The sequence below is a fragment of the Pantoea sp. S18 genome (genome assembly GCF_045689705.1).
Classification (GTDB): Bacteria; Pseudomonadota; Gammaproteobacteria; order Enterobacterales; family Enterobacteriaceae; genus Pantoea; species Pantoea symbiotica.
The window spans coordinates 3,925,446-3,947,741 of sequence record NZ_CP142688.1 but is presented as its reverse complement, the minus strand read 5'-3'; the positions used below and the strand labels follow the sequence as shown (position 1 = coordinate 3,947,741).

The 22,296-nt window shown below is 56.2% G+C and carries 23 protein-coding genes; 12 read left to right on the top strand and 11 right to left on the bottom strand.

Annotated elements, in window-relative coordinates:
* Positions 1 to 50: 50 nt before the first annotated feature.
* The 5 genes from VIJ98_RS18415 (at position 51) to trpS (ending at position 4,428) form a co-directional block, all read left to right on the top strand.
* Complete coding sequence (locus VIJ98_RS18415) at positions 51 to 1,088, top strand: SPOR domain-containing protein (protein ID WP_154157216.1); 1,038 nt, start codon at positions 51 to 53, stop codon at positions 1,086 to 1,088.
* A gap of 97 nt (positions 1,089 to 1,185) precedes the next feature.
* A complete protein-coding gene (dam, locus tag VIJ98_RS18410; protein WP_008107884.1) occupies positions 1,186 to 1,998 on the top strand; it encodes an adenine-specific DNA-methyltransferase in 813 nt (270 codons plus the stop codon).
* A gap of 65 nt (positions 1,999 to 2,063) precedes the next feature.
* Complete coding sequence (gene rpe, locus VIJ98_RS18405) at positions 2,064 to 2,747, top strand: ribulose-phosphate 3-epimerase (RefSeq protein ID WP_008107883.1); 684 nt, start codon at positions 2,064 to 2,066, stop codon at positions 2,745 to 2,747.
* Positions 2,731 to 3,408: a phosphoglycolate phosphatase gene (locus tag VIJ98_RS18400; protein WP_061719727.1), complete on the top strand. Its 678-nt coding sequence runs from the start codon at positions 2,731 to 2,733 to the stop codon at positions 3,406 to 3,408. Before rpe ends, VIJ98_RS18400 begins: the two co-directional genes overlap by 17 nt.
* Before the next feature lie 15 nt (positions 3,409 to 3,423).
* Positions 3,424 to 4,428 carry a tryptophan--tRNA ligase gene (gene trpS / locus VIJ98_RS18395; RefSeq protein WP_323275400.1) on the top strand — a complete coding sequence of 335 codons (1,005 nt, stop codon included), beginning with the start codon at positions 3,424 to 3,426 and terminating at the stop codon, positions 4,426 to 4,428.
* A gap of 50 nt (positions 4,429 to 4,478) precedes the next feature.
* Here the strand turns inward: trpS and VIJ98_RS18390 are convergent, their stop codons facing one another.
* The 5 genes from VIJ98_RS18390 to nirB form a co-directional block, all read right to left on the bottom strand.
* Complete coding sequence (locus tag VIJ98_RS18390) at positions 4,479 to 4,925, bottom strand: hypothetical protein (RefSeq protein WP_154157214.1); 447 nt, start codon at positions 4,923 to 4,925, stop codon at positions 4,479 to 4,481.
* 75 nt (positions 4,926 to 5,000) lie between these two features.
* Entirely contained in the window at positions 5,001 to 6,365 is a 1,365-nt protein-coding gene (gene cysG, locus VIJ98_RS18385) for a siroheme synthase CysG (protein ID WP_323275397.1), read from the bottom strand.
* 44 nt (positions 6,366 to 6,409) lie between these two features.
* Entirely contained in the window at positions 6,410 to 7,213 is an 804-nt protein-coding gene (nirC, locus tag VIJ98_RS18380; RefSeq protein WP_312181082.1) for a nitrite transporter NirC, read from the bottom strand.
* 30 nt (positions 7,214 to 7,243) lie between these two features.
* A complete protein-coding gene (gene nirD / locus VIJ98_RS18375; protein WP_323275394.1) occupies positions 7,244 to 7,570 on the bottom strand; it encodes a nitrite reductase small subunit NirD in 327 nt (108 codons plus the stop codon).
* Complete coding sequence (nirB, locus tag VIJ98_RS18370) at positions 7,567 to 10,107, bottom strand: nitrite reductase large subunit NirB (RefSeq protein ID WP_323275392.1); 2,541 nt, start codon at positions 10,105 to 10,107, stop codon at positions 7,567 to 7,569. Before nirB ends, nirD begins: the two co-directional genes overlap by 4 nt.
* A 372-nt stretch (positions 10,108 to 10,479) precedes the next feature.
* On the opposite strand from nirB, the gene VIJ98_RS18365 reads away from it, so the two are divergent.
* Positions 10,480 to 11,763, top strand: a complete 1,284-nt coding sequence (locus VIJ98_RS18365; RefSeq protein WP_323275390.1) for a cytosine deaminase — start codon at positions 10,480 to 10,482, stop codon at positions 11,761 to 11,763.
* Positions 11,764 to 11,795: 32 nt separating this feature from the next.
* Here the strand turns inward: VIJ98_RS18365 and tsgA are convergent, their stop codons facing one another.
* On the bottom strand, positions 11,796 to 12,974 hold the full coding sequence (tsgA, locus tag VIJ98_RS18360) for an MFS transporter TsgA (RefSeq protein ID WP_008101801.1): 1,179 nt from the start codon (positions 12,972 to 12,974) through the stop codon (positions 11,796 to 11,798).
* Positions 12,975 to 13,236: 262 nt separating this feature from the next.
* On the opposite strand from tsgA, the gene ppiA reads away from it, so the two are divergent.
* The 5 genes from ppiA (at position 13,237) to VIJ98_RS18335 (ending at position 16,586) form a co-directional block, all read left to right on the top strand.
* A complete protein-coding gene (gene ppiA, locus VIJ98_RS18355) occupies positions 13,237 to 13,809 on the top strand; it encodes a peptidylprolyl isomerase A (RefSeq protein WP_008101803.1) in 573 nt (190 codons plus the stop codon).
* A gap of 98 nt (positions 13,810 to 13,907) precedes the next feature.
* Positions 13,908 to 14,078: a YhfG family protein gene (locus tag VIJ98_RS18350; protein ID WP_008101805.1), complete on the top strand. Its 171-nt coding sequence runs from the start codon at positions 13,908 to 13,910 to the stop codon at positions 14,076 to 14,078.
* Positions 14,068 to 14,661, top strand: coding sequence for a putative adenosine monophosphate-protein transferase Fic (locus tag VIJ98_RS18345; protein ID WP_154157209.1), 594 nt, complete (start codon positions 14,068 to 14,070; stop codon positions 14,659 to 14,661). The genes VIJ98_RS18350 and VIJ98_RS18345 overlap by 11 nt, the downstream gene beginning before the upstream one ends.
* A gap of 41 nt (positions 14,662 to 14,702) precedes the next feature.
* Positions 14,703 to 15,278 (top strand): aminodeoxychorismate synthase component II, encoded by a 576-nt coding sequence (locus VIJ98_RS18340; RefSeq protein WP_154157208.1) that lies wholly within the window; start codon positions 14,703 to 14,705, stop codon positions 15,276 to 15,278.
* A gap of 87 nt (positions 15,279 to 15,365) precedes the next feature.
* Positions 15,366 to 16,586, top strand: coding sequence for an aspartate aminotransferase family protein (locus tag VIJ98_RS18335; RefSeq protein ID WP_154157207.1), 1,221 nt, complete (start codon positions 15,366 to 15,368; stop codon positions 16,584 to 16,586).
* Here the strand turns inward: VIJ98_RS18335 and VIJ98_RS18330 are convergent.
* Both VIJ98_RS18330 and crp read right to left on the bottom strand, forming a co-directional pair.
* Positions 16,583 to 18,661 carry a YccS/YhfK family putative transporter gene (locus tag VIJ98_RS18330; RefSeq protein ID WP_323275387.1) on the bottom strand — a complete coding sequence of 693 codons (2,079 nt, stop codon included), beginning with the start codon at positions 18,659 to 18,661 and terminating at the stop codon, positions 16,583 to 16,585. The two genes, VIJ98_RS18335 and VIJ98_RS18330, sit on opposite strands and share 4 nt — an antisense overlap.
* Before the next feature lie 58 nt (positions 18,662 to 18,719).
* Positions 18,720 to 19,352 carry a cAMP-activated global transcriptional regulator CRP gene (crp, locus tag VIJ98_RS18325; protein WP_003852956.1) on the bottom strand — a complete coding sequence of 211 codons (633 nt, stop codon included), beginning with the start codon at positions 19,350 to 19,352 and terminating at the stop codon, positions 18,720 to 18,722.
* 304 nt (positions 19,353 to 19,656) lie between these two features.
* On the opposite strand from crp, the gene VIJ98_RS18320 reads away from it, so the two are divergent.
* Entirely contained in the window at positions 19,657 to 20,061 is a 405-nt protein-coding gene (locus VIJ98_RS18320) for an OsmC family protein (protein ID WP_008101814.1), read from the top strand.
* A 51-nt stretch (positions 20,062 to 20,112) separates the two neighbouring features.
* On the opposite strand, the gene VIJ98_RS18315 is transcribed toward VIJ98_RS18320, so the two are convergent.
* The 3 genes from VIJ98_RS18315 to VIJ98_RS18305 all read right to left on the bottom strand — a co-directional run bounded on the left by VIJ98_RS18315 (position 20,113) and on the right by VIJ98_RS18305 (position 22,281).
* Complete coding sequence (locus VIJ98_RS18315; RefSeq protein WP_008101816.1) at positions 20,113 to 20,982, bottom strand: phosphoribulokinase; 870 nt, start codon at positions 20,980 to 20,982, stop codon at positions 20,113 to 20,115.
* Between the two features lie 61 nt (positions 20,983 to 21,043).
* Positions 21,044 to 21,262: a YheU family protein gene (locus VIJ98_RS18310; RefSeq protein ID WP_256697647.1), complete on the bottom strand. Its 219-nt coding sequence runs from the start codon at positions 21,260 to 21,262 to the stop codon at positions 21,044 to 21,046.
* A gap of 2 nt (positions 21,263 to 21,264) precedes the next feature.
* Entirely contained in the window at positions 21,265 to 22,281 is a 1,017-nt protein-coding gene (locus VIJ98_RS18305) for a hydrolase (protein WP_323275383.1), read from the bottom strand.
* Positions 22,282 to 22,296: the final 15 nt, after the last annotated feature.

Here is a 22,296-nt window from a genome sequence, read left to right as displayed (position 1 = left end):
GAGTGGTGATGCGGCGTGTGGGAAGCGCGTCGTTTTACGGAGGAGGCTAAATGGATGAGTTCAAACCGGAAGACGAGTTAAAACCTGACGCCAGTGACCGCCGTCCGACGCGGCCACGCAAATCGTCTTCTGCGCCGAAAGTGAAAGTACCGGTTTCTCGTCAACATATGATGATGGGCATTGGTATTTTGGTTCTGCTGTTGGTGGTGCTGGGGATTGGTTCAGCATTAACCGGCCCAGACGAGAAGAAACCTGCAACCAATACCGCAAATAACGGCGCGGCACCTTCTGCCGGTGGCAGCGAAAAGAACATCGACCTTTCGGGATCGACGTCCATGAGCGGCCTGCAAAACGCCACGCCTTCTGCTGATGGCAGCGCACCGCAAAACACAGCGGGCACGGCTGCACCAGCGGGCAGCGACGGCCAATCCATCTCGATGCCATCAGTCTCCTCTACGCCGACGCAAGCTGCACCTGTGGATACGCCAGCCAACCAGCAGCGTGTCACGCTGCCGGGCGATCTCAATACTGCGCTGAACAATCAGCAAGGTTCTGTCGATGCCGCAGCACAAGGCGCGCAGGGTAATAGCTCGCTGCCAACCGCGCCGGCCACGGTCAGCGGCAACGGTAAAGCGATTACGCCACCCGCAATGCGTTCAGAAACCCCAGCGCGCACCAGCAACAACGGTACACGTGAGACGCACGCATCGACCCCGCATAAAACACCGGTCGCCACCAAACCGGCACCCGTGAAAGAGAACAACACCCGCACCACCGCGACGCGTAATTCCGCGCCTGCCAGTTCGAGCGGTGCCAGCAAATCGCTGCCATCAGGAGGAAACTACACGCTGCAGTTAAGTGGCGCGTCGAAAGAAGAGAGCCTGAACGCCTGGGCGAGAAAACAGAACCTGAGCGGTTATCACGTGTATAAAACCACGCGTAACGGCGAGCCTTGGTATGTGTTGGTGAGCGGCGCTTACGCCACGCCAGCCGATGCGAAACGCGCCGTGGCATCGCTGCCAGCGGAGGTGCGTGCAGCCAATCCGTGGGTAAAACCGCTTAGCCAGGTGAAGAAAGAAAGTCAGTAATGAGATGTGGGGCCGCAAGCATGCGGCCCCGTTTAAAGCGCAGAGCTGCTGTCGGTTTCACCACAGCCAATAATTAAGATGTAATAACCACGACAGCATGAAAAAAAATCGCGCTTTCCTGAAATGGGCCGGAGGAAAATACCCGCTCCTTGATGACATCCGTCGTCATTTGCCACAAGGTGATTGTCTAATAGAACCCTTTGTCGGCGCCGGTTCCGTGTTCCTCAACACCGATTATGACCGCTATCACCTGGCGGACATCAACGGTGATCTCATCAATCTGTATAACATCGTCAAAACGCGAACTGCGGCCTTCATTGAAGACGCGCGGCAGCTTTTCAACGCTGAAGGCAACACGGCAGAAACCTACTACGCGCAGCGCATCGCCTTTAATGCGAGCAAAGATGAATACCAGCGCGCGGTGCTGTTCCTGTATCTCAATCGCCACGGTTATAACGGGCTTTGCCGCTACAATTTGCGCGGTGAGTTTAACGTGCCATTTGGTCGTTATCGAAAGCCGTACTTCCCGGAAGCAGAGCTGTTATGGTTTGCCGAACGGGCGCAAAAAGCGACCTTTGTCTGTGAATCGTACGATGTTACTCTGAACAACGCCGTTGAAGGCTCAGTGGTTTATTGCGATCCGCCGTATGCACCGCTTTCGGCGACAGCGAATTTTACCGCTTACCACACCAACAGTTTTAGTCTGCGCGAGCAGCAGCATCTGGCGGAACTGGCCAATAAGCTGGCGCAGCAAAACCGCATCCCGGTACTGATTTCAAATCACGATACGCTGCTCACGCGTGAGTGGTATCAGAATGCGGATTTACACGTAGTCAAAGCCCGGCGTTCCATCAGCCGAAGCATAAGTGGTCGCACGCAAGTCGACGAACTGCTGGCGCTTTTCCGCTAGCCTGTTTCGTCCGCGACCAAGGCATTACGCCAGCTCAGGCTGGCGCACAAAATTGGGAGAATCGGATGAAACAATTTTTACTGGCCCCTTCAATTCTGGCTGCTGACTTCGCGCGTTTGGGTGAAGACACAGCTAAAGCGCTGGCGGCAGGTGGTGATGTGGTCCATTTCGATGTGATGGATAACCACTACGTTCCCAATCTGACGATGGGGCCGATGGTGCTGAAAGCGCTGCGCGATTACGGCATCACTGCACCTATTGATGTGCATCTGATGGTTAAACCTGTGGATGCATTGATCCCGGAATTCGCTAAAGCGGGCGCCACCTTCATCACTTTCCACCCGGAAGCCAGCGAGCATGTTGATCGCACGCTGCAGCTGATCAAAGAGCACGGTTGCAAAGCGGGTCTGGTATTCAACCCTGCGACGCCGCTCGACTACCTCGATTATGTAATGGATAAGCTGGATATCATTCTGCTGATGTCGGTGAACCCAGGCTTCGGCGGTCAATCCTTCATTCCCGGTACGCTCGACAAACTGCGTCAGGCGCGTCGCCTGATTGATGAGAGTGGCTACAACATTCGTCTGGAAGTGGATGGCGGCGTGAAGATCGATAACATCGGCCAGATTGCTGCAGCCGGTGCTGATATGTTTGTGGCCGGTTCGGCGATCTTCGGTCATCCGGATTACAAAAAAGTGATCGATGAGATGCGTGGCGAACTGGAGAAAGTTAATGGCTCATTTCACTGATATCCGCGCGCTGGCGTTTGATCTCGACGGTACGCTGGTTGATAGCGCGCCCGGTTTGTCACAAGCCATCGATCATGCGCTGAGCGATCTGCAGCTGCCGCCGCCGGGTTTGGCATTGGCTTCTACCTGGATTGGTAACGGCGCAGACGTGATGATGACCCGCGCACTGACCTGGGCGCTGGGACGTGAGCCGCATGCCGAAGAGCAACGCGATGCGCGTGCGCTGTTTGATAAGTATTACGCGCAAACGGTGGAAGCGGGCAGCACGCTGTTCCCGCAGGTGAAGGAGACGCTGGCGGCCTTACAGGCGAAAGGCCTGCCGCTGGCGATCGTCACCAACAAGCCCACGCCGTTTGTGGCACCGCTGTTGAAGTCGCTCGGGATTGCTGAGTACTTCACCCAGATTATCGGCGGTGACGACGTGATTGTGAAAAAGCCCCATCCGGCGGCCATTTTCCTCGTCCTCGGCCATTTTGGCGTGCTTCCGGGACAATTGCTGTTTGTCGGCGATTCCCGCAATGATATTCTCGCGGCCCAGGCGGCAGGCGTACCGAACATCGGTATGACTTTTGGCTACAACTACGGTGAGCCGATTGCGACAAGCCAACCCGATTTAACTCTCGACTCTTTTGACGAACTTTTGCCCGCTATCGGGCTGTGATTATCAGGACATAACATGAGCAAACCCATCGTTTTCAGCGGCGCCCAGCCTTCCGGTGAACTGACCATTGGCAACTATATGGGTGCGCTGCGTCAGTGGGTGCAGATGCAGGATGACTTCCACTGCATTTACTGCATCGTCGATCTGCACGCCATCACCGTACGTCAGGATCCAACCGCGCTGCGTAAAGCCACGCTGGATACCTTAGCGCTGTATCTTGCCTGCGGCATCGATCCGGCAAAGAGCACCATCTTTGTTCAGTCGCACGTGCCAGAGCATGCGCAGCTGAGCTGGGTGCTGAACTGTTACGCCTATTTCGGCGAGCTGAGCCGCATGACGCAGTTCAAAGATAAATCCGCGCGCTACTCGGAAAACATCACCGCAGGCCTGTTTGATTATCCGGTGTTGATGGCGGCCGATATCCTGCTGTATCAAACCAATCAGGTACCGGTTGGCGAAGATCAGAAGCAACATCTGGAGCTGAGCCGCGATATCGCCCAGCGTTTCAATGCGCTGTATGGCGATGTGTTCAAAGTGCCTGAGCCGTTCATTCCGAAATCGGGTGCACGCGTGATGTCGCTGCTTGAGCCGACCAAGAAAATGTCCAAGTCAGACGACAACCGTAACAACGTGATTGGTCTGCTGGAAGACACTAAAGCGGTAGTGAAGAAGATCAAACGCGCGGTGACTGATTCCGCCGAGCCACCAGTGGTGCGCTACGACGTCAAAGAGAAAGCCGGTGTGTCAAACCTGCTGGATATTCTCGCGGGCGTGACCGGTAAAAGCATTGCGCAGTTGGAGCAAGAGTTCGAAGGCAAAATGTACGGCCACCTGAAAGGTGAAGTTGCTGAAGCGGTTTCTGGCATGCTGACCGAACTGCAGGAGCGTTATCATCGTTTCCGCAACGATGAAGAGCTGCTGAATCAGGTGATGCGTGATGGCGCAGCGAAAGCCCGCGCCCATGCGCAGGAAACGCTGAAGAAAGTGTACGAAGCGGTAGGCTTTGTCTCACAGCCGTAAGCGGCTAGCGGGATAGAACAGAACGGCGGGTCATTTTGACCCGCCGTTTTTTATTTGATGCGATGTAACGCCAGTTCCGCGCCATCCCAGAACAAGCGGGCGTTACCGTCAGCCAGCACGCTGATCACCGCGCCTGGCGCAGGTCCCCACGCCTGATTGCCACAGCTCACATTGAAGCCATAACGGAAGGTGAAATCACGATCCTGTCCCGCGCCATTGGCGGCGCTGAGACGTGGTTTAGCGTTGCAGTTATCGACAGAAGGATTGATGCTGCGCTCGTCAGTACCGCGCGTCCAGGTTATCGCATTTGGCTTAAACGCCACGCGCGCGCCCATAAACTGCGGATCATTCTTGATATACAGCTGACCGACTTCCTTCTTAGGCGTCACCGCCACCACTTGCCATTCACCCACCACGTTCGACCAGGTAACGGGTGCAGCGGTAGCAACCGCGCTCAACGGCAATAACAACGCGCAAACCAGTGAAGCAACGCGCATGGAAACTCCTTATTGATGAGAAAGATGGCCTGTAGTCTGGCGACAAAGCGCAGCGCTGTACAGTTTTTTGCCGTGTCAGAACCAGCGTAACTGTGAACGCAGTTCCACTACGCGACCAACAATAATCAGAGCCGGACTGGCAAACTGCTGCGCCAGCGTGGCCAGTTCTGCCAGGGTTGCGGTCTCTACGCGCTGCTGCGGCGTGGTGCCATTCTGCACAATCGCTACCGGCATCGCTGCATCCATGCCATGTTGCAACAGCTGCTGCTGGATTTCCGGCGCCTGCGCCAGCCCCATATAGAACACCAGCGTTTGCTGCTCTGCCGCCAGCTTGCGCCATTCAATTTCGCCGTGCTGCTGCAAATGACCGGTGACGAAACGCACGCTCTGCGCGTGATCGCGATGCGTCAGCGGAATGCCACTGTAGGCGGAGCAGCCCGAGGCGGCCGTAATACCCGGCACCACGCTAAACGGGATGTTGTGCTGCGCCAGCAGTTCCAACTCTTCACCACCGCGGCCGAAGATAAAGGGATCGCCGCCTTTAAGGCGCACCACGCGCTTGCCGCTCTGCGCCTGCTCAAGTAAAACCTGGTTGATCTGCGATTGCGGTACGCAGTGATTGCCGGCTTGTTTGCCGACAAAGATGCGCTCCGCATCGCGGCGTACCAGATTGAGAATCGGCTCGGAGACTAAGCGGTCATACACCACCACATCGGCCTGCTGAATATGCTGCAAGCCTTTCAGCGTCAACAGTCCCGCATCGCCCGGCCCGGCGCCCACCAGTACCACTTCGCCTTGCTGCGACAGCGGCGCATCGAACAAGGTTTCGACGATATGTTCCGCGCGTGGCCGATCGCCATTCGCCAGCGTTTGCGCCAGCCGGTCGCTCACGAAGAAGCGCTCCCAGAAGGCGCGCCGCTGCGCCATGCTGTTAAAGGTACGTTTGACGCGACTGCGCAGCGATCCGGCTAATGACGCTAACTCACCAAGATGCTGTGGCAGCATCGCTTCGAGTTTTTCGCGCAGTAAACGCGCCAGCACCGGCGCGCGACCGCCAGAAGAGACGGCAATCATCAGCGGCGAACGATCGACAATCGATGGCATTATCGCGCTGGCTTCCTGCGGAGCATCCACCAGATTGCAGAAGATGCGACGCAACTCCGCCGCATCGCCAACCTGCTGATTAACCGCATCATCATCAGTGGCGGCAATCACCAGCCAACAATCCTCGAGCCAGCGCTCATTAAACGCGCCGGGTAATAAGGTCACCTTTCCCTGTTGTGCCCACTGCTGAAAAGCAGGGGAGAAATCCAGCGCGCCAACCTGCAAATCGGCACCGGCATCCAGCAGCAAACGCGCTTTGCGTTCTGCTACATCGCCACCGCCAACCAGCAAACAGCGTTTGCCTTGCAGGCGGCAAAACAGCGGAAAGTAGTCCATAGCTCATCCTGAAAAAAGCCCGCGCAAGGCGGGCTGAAAAAGTGTTATGCCGTTTTGAGCGGCGCGGCTTGCGCTTCGGCCTGCGGGCGCTGCGCCTGCGGTGTGGCGTACCAATAACCGAGGCCCATCAGCACCATGCCGGAGAACATATTGCCCAGCGTCACCCACAGCAAGTTGTGGCCGATGCCGCTCATTGTGAAGTCCGCATTATGCTGACCAAACCACGACAGCGCAAAGACCGTCATGTTGGCAATCGAGTGTTCGTAGCCGGAAGCGATGAACGCCAGCAAACACCACCAGATGGCGATGAACTTCGCCGTGCCTTCGGTACGCACCGCCATCCAAATCGCCAGACAAACCAGCCAGTTACACAGCGCGCCTTTAAAGAACAGCGCCATGGCTGTCTGCGTGGTTTTCGCCAGTGCCGCGCTGTGCAGCAGCGATCCGGCGTTTGGCAGCAGCGGACCCGCCGCATAGTAATAAATCAGTGCGACCAACACTGAACCGACAAGATTACCCAGCCAGGTTTGCGGCAGCACGCACCACATCTGACCTTGCTTGATGCTGCCCGCTTTCACGCCGATGGTCAGGAACATGGTGTGACCGGTGAACAGCTCGGAACCGGCGATGATCACCAGCGTTAAGGCGATACCGAAAGTCGCTCCCATCAGCAGCGGACGATAAGCCGGTTCGACCAGATTGCCGAGCGTGAAGATCAGGATAATCGCCAGGCCAACATAGGCGCCCGCCATCGCCGAGCTGATCCAGAAGGCCAGCGGGCTGTGCTGCGCCGTACGCACAATGCGCGCCGCGTTGGCGGCGCATTTATTCAGGGTGTCAGTAAACATAGTGACGTCTCATAAAGTGAAGGAATGCTGTCAGGCGCAGATCTCGACCTTGCCATCGCGAACGCGCACCGGATAGCTCGCCACCGAGCGCGCTTCGTCTTCCAGACAAAGGCCATCGTTCAGGCGGAAGCGCTGTTTCTTCAGTGGACTTGCCACCCACAGCGCCTGCTGGTGCTCCGCAATCAGGCCGCGTGACAACACGCTGGCCTGGGCGAAAGGATCGATATTGCTTAAGGCGTAGAGTTGCTCATCGTCATGCGGACGAAAGATAGCAATCTGCTGGCCGTTGATCAGCGCGCATACGCCGGTCGCAGGCAAAATTTGGCTGAGTTCACACACCGAATGCCACTGGCTCATGCGTCGATCTCCTCAATCAGAGTGACCGCAATGCGCTCGGCGGGTTGCGCCGGACGATGCTGATCGCGTTGGTTGATATGCTGCACCAGCGGATCGCGCCGATCGCTGTTGATAAAGGTGCTGAAGTGCGACTGCTGTTGTGGATCCTGCACCGTTGCGGTCCACTCACATTCCACCGCCGCGCGCAGACGCGCCAGCTCCGTTTCCAGCTGTGAATTCAGGCCGAGTTTGTCATCGATAATCACGCTGCGCAGATAATCAATGCCGCCGTCCATGCTTTCCAGCCACAGCGAGGTGCGCTGCAGGCGGTCGCCGGTGCGGATGTAGAACATCATGAAGCGGTCAAGATAGCGCAGTAGCGTATCGCGATCGAGATCGGCGGCCAGCAAATCGGCGTGACGTGGCTTCATGCCGCCGTTGCCGCACACATACAGGTTCCAGCCTTTCTCGGTGGCGATGATGCCAACGTCTTTGCCCTGCGCTTCGGCGCATTCTCGCGTGCAGCCGGAGACGCCAAACTTCATCTTGTGCGGGGTGCGAATGCCTTTGTAGCGATGCTCCAGCTCAATGCCGAAGCCGAGGCTGTCGCCCACGCCAAAGCGGCACCAGACGCTGCCGACGCAGGTTTTCGCCATGCGCAGCGCTTTGGCATACGCTTGTCCGGTTTCAAAACCGGCATCAATCAGCTGCGTCCAGATAGCCGGCAGATCGTCGCGCTGCGCACCAAACAGGCCAATACGCTGCGAGCCGGTGATTTTGGTGTAGAGATTGTACTGCCGCGCTACGGCGCCAATCGCCATCAATCCTTCCGGCGTGATTTCGCCACCGGCCGAACGCGGTATCACTGAGTAAGTGCCGTCTTTCTGGATATTGCCGAGGAACAGGTCGTTGCTGTCCTGCAGCGGCGCGAGCTGTGGTTTCAGCACATATTCGTTCCAGCAGGACGCCAGCAGCGAACCGACCGTCGGTTTACACACTTCGCAGCCGTAGCCCTGGCCATATTTCGCCAGTAGCGCGTCGAACGATGTGATCTCTTCCACGCGAATCAGGTGATACAACTCCTGACGCGAGTAAGGGAAGTGCGCGCACAAATGATTGTTGACCTCGATGCCCTGACGGCTCAGTTCAGCGTTCAGTACCTGAGTAATCAACGGAATGCAGCCGCCGCAGCCGGTTCCGGCGCGGGTTTCGGTTTTCAGCGCCGCGACGGTGTGGCAACCGCCTTGCACCGCTTTGACTATATCGCCTTTGCTGACGTCGAAGCAGGAGCAGATTTGCGCGCTGTCCGGCAGCGCATCAGCACCCATTACCGGCTTCTCGCCGCTGCCTGCGGGCAGGATCAGCATGGCCGGATTTTCCGGTAACGTGATGTTATTCAGCGCCAGCTGCAGCAGATTGCCGTAATCGCTGGTGTCACCGACCAGCACCGCGCCGAGCAGCGTGCGGTTATCTTCGCTAACGATCAGGCGCTTATAGATATTTTTCTGCTCGTCGAGCCACACGAAGCTGCGCGCGCCCGGCGTGCGGCCATGTGCATCACCAATGCCACCGACATCAACGCCCAGCAGTTTCAGCTTGGCGCTCATATCCGCTCCGGCAAACGCGTTATCGCGGCCAACCAGCCGGTCGCTGGCGACTTGCGCCATCTTGTAGCCTGGCGCGACTAAGCCATAAATACGGTTCTGCCAGGCGGCACATTCACCGATGGCGAAGATGTTTGTATCGCTGGTCTGGCAGTGATCGTCAATGGCGATACCGCCGCGTGCGCCAAGCTGCAGGCCGCACTGTTTAGCCAGCTTGTCCTGCGGGCGAATGCCGGTGGAGAAGACAATGAAATCGACATCCAGCGCGCTGCCGTCAGCAAACTCCAGCGTTTTACCGCCTTGTGGGTGATGGACGATTTGCTGGGTGTTTTTACCGGTATGAACGCGCACGCCCATCTGCTCAATCTTACGGCGCAGCTGCTCGCCACCTTGAGGATCAAGCTGTTCCGCCATCAGTACCGGTGCGAATTCAATGACATGGGTTTCGACGCCGAGGTTTTTCAGCGCACCTGCCGCTTCCAGCCCTAACAGGCCGCCGCCAATCACCGCGCCGCGTTTGCTGCGGCGTGAACAGGCTTCAATGGCGTTGAGGTCTTCAATGGTGCGATAGACATAGCAATCGCTGCCTTCCGCGCCTTTTATCGGCGGAATCCACGGATAAGAGCCGGTGGCGAAAATCAGCGTGTCGTAATGCACCGCGCGACCGGTATTCGAGTGAATCAGTTTTTCGTCGCGGTTGATGGTGATGGCGCGTTCGCCGAGCAGCAGCTTTACCTGATGCTTTTCGTAATAACCTTCGCGAACCAGCGAGAGTTCTTCGGCGGTGTGATGGGAAAAATAGGCGGAAAGGTGGACGCGGTCATAGGCGACGCGGGGTTCTTCACAGAAAACGGTTATCGCAAACTCACTGGATTGATCTTTGTCGATAATTTCTTCTATAAAGCGGTGGCCGACCATGCCGTTGCCAATAATAACGACACTGTGCTTGCTCATGCTTGCCTCAAAAATTGCGGTATCTGCGCCTACCTTAACGCGGCGCTTTTGGCGCTTATTGATGTACATCAAGCGCGCCCCTATATACCCATTTTGAGGTATGTGGCTGATTTTGAACGAATTAGTTAAGTGGCTTATTTGGTTGATTATTGTTCTGGTTGCCATAAATGGTGTAATGCCGCTCAGTTAAGCAATAAATTGCATATGTAAGTAGGTGCGCATGAATGCGCACCCTAGAAAATCACCGTAGGGTCGCCATTCATGGCGACCGATTCACGCTTAACTGACAAGCCTTACGCCATACGTGGCGACCCTACGTTGGTTTCCCTTTTTCATGCTAGTTTTAGGTTTTGTGTTTTACAGGAGTACGGCATGGCAAACCCGTCACTGAAGTGGATCAACAACCTGCGCTTAGCGGGCCAGCAGGGCTTGTGGCAGATCGAAATCGATAACGGCAAGATTGCGCAGATTCGCCCGCAGCCGCCGCAAACCGCAGTACAGCCGGACGCGCTGGATGCGCAGGGCGGACTGGCGAGCGCACCGTTTATCGAGCCGCATATTCACCTCGACACCACGCAAACCGCCGGCGAACCCGCGTGGAACCAATCCGGCACGTTGTTTGAAGGCATCGAACGCTGGGCGGAGCGCAAAGCGCTGCTGAGCCATGACGATGTGAAACAGCGCGCGCAGCAAACCTTGAAGTGGCAAATCGCCAACGGCATTCAGCATGTGCGTACTCACGTGGATGTCTCCGATCCCACGCTCACCGCGTTAAAAGCGATGCTGGAAGTGAAAGCGGAAATGGCGCCGTGGATCGACATCCAGATTGTGGCGTTTCCGCAGGAAGGCATTCTCTCTTATCCCAACGGCGAAGCGTTGCTGGAAGAGGCGCTGCGTATGGGCGCGGATGTGGTGGGCGCGATTCCGCACTACGAATTCACCCGCGAATACGGCGTGGAGTCGCTGCATAAAACCTTTGCGCTGGCTAATCGCTACGATCGGCTGGTGGATGTGCACTGCGACGAGATCGACGATGAGCAGTCGCGCTTTGTGGAAACCGTGGCGGCGCTAGCGCATCGCGATGGTAACGGCGAGCGCGTCACCGCCAGCCACACCACGGCGATGCACTCATACAATAATGCCTATACTTCGCGGCTGTTCCGTCTGCTCAAGCTCTCAAATATCAACTTTGTCGCCAATCCGCTGGTGAATATCCACCTGCAAGGGCGCTTTGATAGCTATCCGAAACGTCGTGGCATCACGCGGGTGAAAGAGCTGCTGGAAGCAAACATCAACGTCTGTTTCGGGCACGATGATGTGTTCGATCCCTGGTATCCGCTCGGCACTGCCAGCATGTTGCAGGTACTGCATATGGGATTGCATGTCTGTCAGCTGATGGGCTACGAGCAGATTGATAATGGCTTGCAACTGATTACCGCGAACAGCGCCAAAACCATGCAGCTGGCGAATTACGGTATTGAGGCAGGTAATGATGCCAGTTTGATTATTCTGCCGGCGGAGAGTGGATTTGATGCGGTGCGGCGTCAGGTGCCGGTACGTTATTCACTGCGGAAAGGCGTGTTGGTGGCAGCGACGCAGCCCGCCAGCAGCGAGATCTATTTAGCGGAAAAAGAAGCGGTAACCTTTAAACGCTGAAGAGCGGGCGGACCGAGATCCGCCCATCAAACTTAGTGCGTTACGTGGCCGTGCTGGCGATGTTTGGTCACAAAGCCGAGCAGAACACACATCACAAACACCACGGCGTACAAACCGTTAGCGGTAGAGAGCGCTGCATGTGCGCCACCTTGTGCCACGATTGGGCCGGTCACCACGAATGTCAGCATGGTGCCGACGGTGCCGCAGGTCAGGATGAAGTTCACCAGCTTCGGTGAAGAGACCTTGGTTTGCAGCGATCCCAGCGTGATGATGGTGGTGTAAATCGCGCTTGAGCTGAAGCCCAGCGTCATGATGATCCAGTGCAGCATGCTGGCGTCTTTAGAGGTGACAAACCAGTACATCAAACCGGTTGCCAGCGCGGCCAGCACCATCAGGATGCGCTGCAGATCGAAGAAGCGCAGCACGAAGCTGAACACCCACATGCCGACCATGTACGCGGTCCAGAAGTTACCCACCAGTTGGCCGGCAGCAGCGATATCCATGCCCATCGATTTGGTGGCGTATTCCGGCACCCATGAAATAAAGCCTAGCTGACCGAGGATGTAGCACAGCGCCGCAATCGACAAGAACAGCACGCCGATGCCCCATTTCTCTTTCTCAACGCCTGGCTTAGCCGCTTCGCTTTTCAGCACCGGGAACTCGATGAACAGCGTCAGTACAAAGATCGCCACATAAATGATGCCGATGCAGGCGTAAACCCAATACCATGGCAGCGCGCGCGCCAGCAGGATACCGGCGATGATCGGGAAGATGGTGCCTGCCATGCTGAAGAACGAATCGGTAAACAGCAGACGTGCGCCGCGCTGACGACCATCGTAAAGATGGGTGATCAGGAAGGTACCAATCGACATGGTGATGCCGCTCACCACGCCGAGGATGAACATGCACAGCGAGAAAACGGTGAGATCGTGGCTGGTCATCAGACCCGCAACGGCGAGGATCATCAGCACAAAGCCAAAGATCAGCTGGCGCTTCAACGGCACAATCACCATCAGCCAGGCGTTCAGGAACACCGACACCAAAATGCCCGCATTAAGGAATGTGAAGGTGTTGCTCATTTCTGAAATAGGGCGCTGGAAATACTGCGCGATATTGTCCAGCACCATACCGGTAACGATCACCAGTGCGCCGGTGAGCGCATAGGAGAAATAGCTAATCCAGGTAAGGCCAATGCGATTACGGTTTGTCATGTTCTGAACCTGTTAAGCGCCGAGATTGGCAAAAAGTGTCATGAATTGTAAGTGTTGCTGTGATCTTAATAAACAACGAGTGTAACAAGGCGGAAATATTTCATTGAGAGTGTGATTTTCGTCACGCAAATGATTGCGTGGCGGCAAAAGTATGACAATAGCAACATCCGCGTAAATATCGGTAAAACGCTGGCTCTTGGAACACATGCTCTTTACAATCAATCTCGTTTTTGAGCTAGCTCTCCATGGTAAGGAATCTTTCATGCTTAAACGTACTTTGACAGCGGCGGTTGCCCTGTTAGCGCTCTCTTCTGTATCTTCTGCCGCGCTTGCCGCAAAAGGGGATCCACATGTGCTGCTCACCACTTCTGCGGGCAATATTGAACTCGAACTGAACAACCAGAAAGCCCCGGTTTCGGTGAAAAACTTCGTTGATTACGTCAACAATGGTTTCTACAACAACACCATTTTCCACCGCGTGATCCCTGGTTTTATGATTCAGGGCGGCGGTTTCACTACCGATATGCAGCAGAAGCAAACGGTAGCGCCGATCAAAAACGAAGCCGACAACGGCTTGCGTAATCTGCGCGGCACCATTTCGATGGCGCGTACCGCAGATAAAGATAGCGCCACCAGCCAGTTCTTCCTCAACGTAGCCGATAACGCCTTCCTCGATCACGGTCAGCGTGATTTCGGGTATGCGGTGTTTGGTAAAGTTGTGAAAGGTCAGGATGTAATCGACAAGATTGCGCAGGTCCCGACTAAAGATGTCGGTCCGTACCAAAATGTGCCGTCAAAACCGATTGTTATCCTCTCCGCCAAAGTCCTGCCTTAATTCTTAAACGCGCCATTTTCCACTGGCGCGTCATTTGCACTCCGGCAAAGCAAAAAATTGCTGCTTATACTTAGGGCTCACTGCTTGCCGGAGGCGCTATGACCAGCAAACTCACCGAGAAACAGAAAGCCACCTTGTGGCAGCAGCGCCGTGCTGCGAGCTATCAAGCCAGCTGCCGCCTGGCCGGTTACACGTCCAGTGAGCCGCTCATCGAGGCCGAACATGCCGAAGAACGCCTGGCGTCACTGAGGAGGCAATATGGCGGATAACAGCTTAGCGGTACGCGATCCCTATCTGTGGCACAACGACAGCGTGCTGAAGAATCGCCTCGATATTCATGATGAAGCCCAACTGCGCAAAGCGGAACTGGCGTTCAGCACCGCGCGCCTGGCGACATTAGAACTCGGCCAGCGCAGCATCGGTTTGCCGCGCCTGTGCCACATTCATCGCACGCTGTTTCAGGATCTCTACAGCTGGGCGGGAGAATTGCGCACCATCGACATCTGGCGCGATGAAACGCCGTATTGTCATTGTGAGTACATCGAGAAAGAGGGCAACACGCTGATGCAGGCGCTGGAGGAAGAGCGCGGCCTGGCTGACCTTGAGCAGCAGGCATTCGTGGCGCGTATCGCGCATTACTACTGTGAGATCTTCGTGCTGCACCCGTTCCGCGCCGGCAATGGCCGCGCGCAGCGCATCTTCTTCGAGCAGCTGGCACTGCATGCCGGTTATCAGCTTTCATGGGAAACACTTGAACGCGATGCGTGGCGCGCCGCAATTTCGGCTGGCGTTGCGGGCGATCTGGCGCCGCTTTCCGCGCAGTTTGCGAAAGTGGTGAGCCCGGCGAACTAAAATGGGTAGAATAGCGCCGCTTTTACTGGCCTGAGGGCGCTATGCTGCTGCTAATCGATAACTACGACTCCTTCACCTGGAATCTTTACCAGTACTTCTGCGAACTGGGCGCGGAGGTGCGCGTGGTGCGTAACGACGCCATTACGCTGGATGAGATGGAAGCGCTGCCGCTGACGCATCTGGTGATTTCGCCGGGCCCGTGTACGCCGGATCAATCTGGTATTTCGCTCGCGGCGATTCGCCATTTCGCCGGGCGCGTGCCGATCCTCGGCGTTTGCCTTGGGCATCAGGCGATTGCGCAAGCTTACGGTGCGCAAGTGGTGCGCGCGCGGCAGGTGATGCATGGCAAAACCTCGCTGATCCAGCACACTAATCAAGGTGTGTTCCGCGATCTAAATAATCCGCTGACCGTGACGCGCTATCACTCATTGATTGTGGCGCGCGATACGCTGCCCGCTGAGTTTGAAGTCACCGCGTGGACCCTGCGCGACGGCCAGCCGGATGAGATCATGGGTTTCCGCCATCGCACTTTGCCTCTGGAAGGCGTGCAGTTCCATCCGGAAAGCATCCTCAGTGAGCAAGGGCATCAGCTGTTGGCTAATTTCCTCAACGCGTAACTTATGTTTGCCTTCGTGTGATTTTTTATGCATATTTTGTGATTATATTTTCACATCAGCTCAACAAATAACCCGATGAGGTCATCAATGGCAGCGGAAAAACTAGCGGTAACCCGGGAAACGTTCGATAACGTTATTTTGCCTGTTTATGCACCTGCGCAGTTTGTGCCGGTAAAAGGTAAAGGCAGCCGAGTGTGGGATCAGCAGGGCAAAGAGTATATCGATTTCTCTGGCGGGATCGCGGTGACTGCATTGGGCCATTGTCATCCGGCGCTGGTGGAAACGCTGAAAACCCAGGGCGAAACCTTGTGGCACACCAGCAACGTGTTCACCAACGAACCGGCGCTGCGTCTGGCGAGTAAATTGATTGCCGCGACATTTGCCGATCGGGTGTTTTTCGGTAACTCCGGCGCGGAAGCCAACGAAGCGGCATTCAAGCTGGCGCGTTATTACGCCTGCAAAAAACACAGCCCGTTCAAAAGCAAAATCATTGCCTTCCATAACGCTTTCCACGGCCGCACGCTGTTCACCGTGTCGGTTGGCGGCCAGCCGAAATACTCCGATGGTTTCGGTCCAAAACCGGCGGATATCGTGCATGTGCCGTTCAACGATCTCGATGCAGTGAAAGCGGTGATTGACGATCACACCTGCGCCATCGTGGTCGAGCCGATTCAGGGCGAAGGCGGCGTGATGCCGGCCACGCCAGAATTTATGCAAGGTCTGCGCGCGCTGTGCGATGAACATAATGCGCTGCTGGTACTCGATGAAGTGCAGAGCGGCATGGGACGTAGCGGCAAACTGTTTGCGTATGAGCATTACGGTATCAAGCCCGATATTATTACCAGCGCGAAAGCGCTGGGCGGCGGTTTCCCGGTGAGCGCGATGTTGACCACCAACGAAATCGCCTCAGTAATGGCGCCGGGCGTTCACGGCACCACTTACGGCGGCAATCCGCTGGCCTGTGCCATCGCTGAAACTGCGCTGGATATCATCAATACGCCAGAAGTGCTGGAAGGCGTGGAGGCGCGTCGTCAGCAGTTTGTTGAAGCGCTGCAAGCCATCGACAGCAAATTCGATATCTTCAGCGAGATTCGTGGCAAAGGTCTGCTGATTGGTGCCGCGCTGAAGCCGCAGTTCGCCAGCAAGGCGCGTGACATCCTCAATGCTTCTGCAGCGGAAGGGCTGATGATTCTCACTGCCGGTACCGACGTGATTCGTTTTGTGCCGTCGCTGGTGATTGAACCTACCGATATCGCCGAAGGCATGACGCGTTTCGCCAGCGCGATTGAAAAGGTGCTGGCTGCTTAATCCGCTTTCGGACGTAACACCTTGAGCCAGCGGCCATGATGCGGTCGCTGGCTCCACGCCAGTGAAGAGATGGTGTGCATCACGCTGAGGTGCTGCAAAATCCGCTTCACATGCTGTTCGACAATCGTCACCGGCCCTTCATTGAGATTCTCCGGCGCTTCCAGAATATTGCTGTCGTTGCCCGGCCCGTCATACGCCAGCCGCTGCTGACAACGCTGCAGCGCGATTTCACAGGATTGCAGATAACGTTCCGCTAGCTTCGCCGTCAACATGGTGTGCTCACGCGCCAGAATCGTCATGGCGTTAATATGCTCGACGATAAACTGACTGTGCGTAACCCACATGCGCATATCTTTCAGGTATTGCAAATTAAAGCCTGGCTCGCTCGATGCCTGGTTCAATGAGTTGAACAGCGCGTTGTGCGCCTGATTAACCTTCATGCGCTGATATGCCAGTTTCTCCGGCGACTGTTCCGGTCCCAACAACATTCGCAGAGCTTCCTGATAGGCTTCCAGCGCATCGTGCGCGTTCTTGCGCAGCAGCCCGCTTTGCCACTGCGGCCACAGCCAAATCATCCCGGCGAAGGCAATCAAGCAGCCCATCAAGGTATCCATCATGCGCGGCAGCAGAAACTGTGCGCCGTTGAGCGACAGCAGCTGCAGCGAATACACCGCCGTGACGGTGAAGCCAATCATCGACCAGCCGTAATATTTACGCGTAATCAGATAACTCGCCAGCGTGATCCCCAGCATAAACAGCAGCGTGATTGATTCCGGCACCGCCAGCCGTAACGAGGCGGCGGCGATCAGCAAACCGGCAAAGGTGCCCAGTGCACGGTGCTGGATGCGCACGCGCGTCGCGCTGTAACCGTTCTGGCTGACGAACATGATGGTCATCAGAATCCAGTAAGGTTTGGGGATGTTGAAGAACAGCGCCAGCGAGCTGCCAAACATCAGCATCACGGCGAAGCGTGCCGCCGTGCGCAACGCGGTGGATTTGAATGACAGATAACTGCGCAGCGCCGGCAACAGCGGCAAACGGCGCTGGCGATCGGCCATCAGGTCACGCGTGTAGAGCGGCTTCTGCGTACGCAATACGCGGGCGATGCGGCTGAAGTGATACAGGCAGAAGTTACCGACCGGATTATCCGGATGCTGGCGCGCAATTTTCTCCAGCGCGCCGAGCTGTTTCTCCATGTGGAAACGGTCTGGCAGCTGATGGTAGAGAATCGCATCCGCCAGCACGCGCAGTCGCGCCGAGATGATTTTGGCGTTCCAGCGAATCACCGCTTCGGCGTGGCTCTCTTCAACCAGCCTCTGCACCTCTTCAGGCTGATGCAAACTCACCGAGATGTGTTCCTGTAAATCCAGCGCCACCTGGAAAGCGCGCGTCAGGCGTTTGTGGCTGTTATCGCGGCTGGCCGACAGCATATGCATTTGCTGGTAGCAGGTGGTGATGAGATCGACCGCCTTTTGCTGACGCGCCAGCAGCGGTGGCAGCGCTTTTTCTGGATCGGTCAGCTGCGTCAGTAAGGTATATTTGGCATCGCAATAATCGGCCAGCTCGCGGAACAGCAGGCTGAGCGATTCGCGCATCGGCTGCTCTTTCCACAGCCAGAACCAGAACCAGTTGAATAAGCCGTACCACAGCGTGCCGCCGATGTAGAGCAGCGGCGGCACCCACATCGGCATGCGTCCCACTAAGCTGAGCGTAAAGATGGCGGCGATGAGCGTTGCGGGCAGTAAGCGCGCATGCAGCGGACCGATTTCGCCGGTCACGCCAATCAGCAGCGGCAGCGCCAGCAAAATCAGCGGCAACGGAATCTGGTAAGCAGTAAGGATTTGCATCAGGAAACTGCCGGTGGCAAACAGCGAACCACCCACAATCAGGCGTTTGAAGAAGCGTTTGTGCGGCGTATCCAGCCCCGCCATGTTGCAGCAGGCAGGCACTAACGAGAACAGCAGACCTTTTTGCAGATCGCCAAACAGCCAGCCGAGAGCCACAGGCAGGCACAGCACCAGCGTTTGCCGCAGCGCATAGTTAACTTCGGGATGATAGATGATTCGGCGCCACATCAGCTCATCGCAAATAGAAACGGCGCGATGTTGCCATCACGCCGTGGGTGAGAAGAAATTAGCGGGTGCCGTAAACGACGATGGTTTTACCGTGTGCGGAGATCAGGTTCTGATCTTCCAGCATTTTCAGGATACGGCCCACGGTTTCGCGTGAGCAGCCCACGATCTGACCAATCTCCTGACGGGTAATTTTGATTTGCATCCCGTCTGGGTGAGTCATCGCATCTGGCTGTTTGGCCAGATTTAGCAGCGTTTGCGCGATACGTCCGGTTACATCGAGGAAGGCAAGGTTGCCCACTTTCTCAGATGTGACTTGCAGACGACGCGCCATTTGCGACGAAAGTCGCATTAAAATATCCGGGTTTACCTGAATCAGCTGACGGAATTTTTTGTATGAAATTTCAGCCACTTCGCAGGCAGACTTCGCACGTACCCAGGCACTACGTTCCTGGCCTTCTTCGAAAAGACCGAGTTCGCCGATGAAATCTCCCTGATTGAGGTAGGAGAGAATCATCTCTTTGCCTTCTTCATCTTTAATCAGTACCGCTACGGAACCTTTTACGATGTAGTACAGCGTTTCCGCTTTCTCACCCTGATGGATGAGCGTGCTTTTGGATGGATATTTGTGAATATGGCAATGGGACAGGAACCATTCGAGTGTAGGGTCTGTTTGCGGTTTGCCGAGAACCATTCGCTATTATCCTCTGTTGTAATCGTGCCCAAAATACAGGGGGCATTTTTCCCTGTCAGGCGGTTTAATCGTCGAGCGTTTCCAGTAATGGAAAAATTATTCCGGGTGGACTCTTAAGCTACGCTTTTGATTCTTCCGGCCTTCGTCTGTGATGACGAAAATATTTTCAGCACTGTTTGTAGCACAGCTTTTGCGAGCTGTCTTGTGTTGTCTCGCTTCAGCAAAAGGGGGATTACTCTGGATTGCTGTTTGTCAGGTGAAAGCGTACTCTGGCGGCAAAACCGCCGCTTCAGGAGAGAGAATAATGCAGGCACGAGTGAAATGGGTGGAAGGTCTTACCTTTCTCGGAGAATCCTCATCTGGCCATCAGGTATTAATGGACGGTAATTCCGGTGATAAAGCGCCAAGTCCAATGGAGATGGTGCTGATGGCCGCAGGCGGCTGTAGCGCCATTGATGTGGTGTCGATCCTGCAAAAAGGGCGCAGCGATGTGGCCGATTGCGAAGTGAAACTCACCTCAGAACGCCGTGAAGAGGCGCCACGCATTTTTACCACCATCAACCTGCATTTTATTGTCAGCGGCAAAGCGTTGAGCGATAAAGCGGTTGCGCGCGCGGTTGACCTGTCGGCAGAAAAATATTGCTCGGTGGCGATCATGCTTGGTAAAGGCGTGGAAATTACCCACAGCTATGAGGTTGTCGAGTTGTAATCGGTCGTAGGGGAGGCATTCATGCCTCCCTTTTCACAGCCCGCACCAAACCTACTCAATCCGTTTCCCTTCAATCAGTCGCTGAACCAGCGGCAGCATAATCAGCTCCATCGCCAATCCCATTTTGCCGCCCGGCACCACCAGCGTATTGATGTGGGAAATAAACGATCCCTGAATCATCGCCAGCAGATAGGGGAACGCGATGCCTTCCAGACCGCGAAAATGAATCACCACGAAGCTTTCGTCGAGCGAGGGAATTTCGCGGGCGGCAAACGGATTTGAGGTATCAACGGTCGGCACGCGCTGGAAGTTAATGTGGGTGCGCGAGAACTGCGGCGTGATGAAGTTAATGTAATCCTCCATCGAACGTACCACCGAATCCATTACTGCTTCGCGTGAATGTCCGCGCTCGCCGGTGTCACGCACCAGCTTCTGAATCCACTCAAGGTTAACAATCGGCACCACACCAACCAGCAGATCGACATGCTCCGCCACATTTTGCTGCTGCGTGACCACGCCGCCGTGCAAGCCTTCATAAAACAGCACATCGGTGTTTTCCGGCAGCGGCTGCCACGGCGTGAAAGTACCCGGCACCTGATTCCACGGCACCGCTTCATCGTAGGTGTGCAGATATTTGCGTGATTCGCCGAGGCCGGTTTGGCCGTAATGTTTGAACGTCTGCTCCAGTAGGCCGAAATCATTGGCTTCCGGGCCGAAGTAGCTGATGTGGCGACCGAGATCGCGCGCTTTGCGGATCGCCATGTCCATTTCGGGACGCGTGAAGCGATGGAAACTGTCGCCCTCGAGTTCCGCCGCATGCAGATTCAGCTGCTGGAAAATCTTGCGGAAGGCGAGGCTGGTGGTGGTGGTTCCGGCGCCGCTGGAACCGGTGACGGCAATAATTGGATGCCTGGCTGACATAACAGAGCTCCCTGTGAGGTCCGGCGATGAGCATTGTTACCACGAATTGCCGCAGGGTGCATCAGCCGCGGAATTCACCCTTCGGCATAATATTGATCGATTCATGCAGTTCCGACCACACCAGCACCACGTCGCCGCGCTCCAGCTGGCGGCGCACATCGGCGACTTTTTGCAGCAAACTGCGTTCCTGCTCGCCGTAATCGGTGCCTTCGCGTAACACGAAGGTCTCAATCAGGTTTTCCAGCGTCTCCGCTTCGAGTTGTTGCCAGGGAATAATCACAATTACACATCCAGATAAGTTGAGAGCCAGTCGGGCACGCGCTGTTCCAGCCACATTTTCGGTTTAAGCAAGGTGCCGCCGACAAAGCCGACGTGGCCGCCTTGCTGCGTCAGCTGATACTGAATGGAAGCTGACAGCTGGTCAGGTTGCGGGATCACGGCATCGGTCATAAAGGGATCGTCTTGCGCATGAATGATCAGCAGCGGTTTGCGCACGCCGGGGAGCAGCGGCATCGCGCTGGCTCGTTGATAATAGTCGTTGGCGTCAATAAAACCGTGCGCCCGTGCGGTTATCGCATCATCGAACTCACGTAAGCGGCGGAAAGCACGTAGCTGGCTCAGATCGACCGGCAGCGTGCCGGGCCAGGCGCGCAGTTTGCGCGTGGCGTTCTTTTTCAGCTGCGTCAGCAAATAGTGCTGATAGAAGCGCGAGAAGCCAACGTCCAGCTTGCCGCTGCACGGCTCCAGCGCCAGCGGCGCCGAGATGGCGATGGCGGCATCAATCGGCACATCGTGACCTTGTTGACCCAGCAGGCAAGCCAGCATGTTGCCGCCCAGCGAAACGCCGACAGCGGCGGTCGGCACGCTGCCCCATTCGCGTTGCAGCCAGTTAAGGAAGTAGGTGGCGTCTTCAGTTTCACCGGAGTGATAGATGCGCTTTAAGCGATTAGGCTCGCCGCTGCAGCCGCGAAAGTGCATCACCACCGCCAGCCAGCCGCGCGCCTGACACGCCTGCATCAGGCCGTGCGCATACGGGCTGCGAAAGCTGCCTTCCAGGCCGTGAAACATCACCATGCGCGGTTTATGACGCGCCTGCGCCGGATCTTCACTCCACGCTAAATCGACAAAATCGCCGTCCGGCAGGTCAAGACGCTGCCAGTGCGGACGCAACGTGACGCGGCGGCGCAGAATGCGCGGCAGCAGCGTTTGCAGATGCGCGTTACTGAATCCGCGCAGTGGTTTAAAGCGCTCGCCGCTGGGGCGATCAAAATAGCTTGGGTAAAGGCTTGTCTGATGCATAAGTCGCTGATAGCT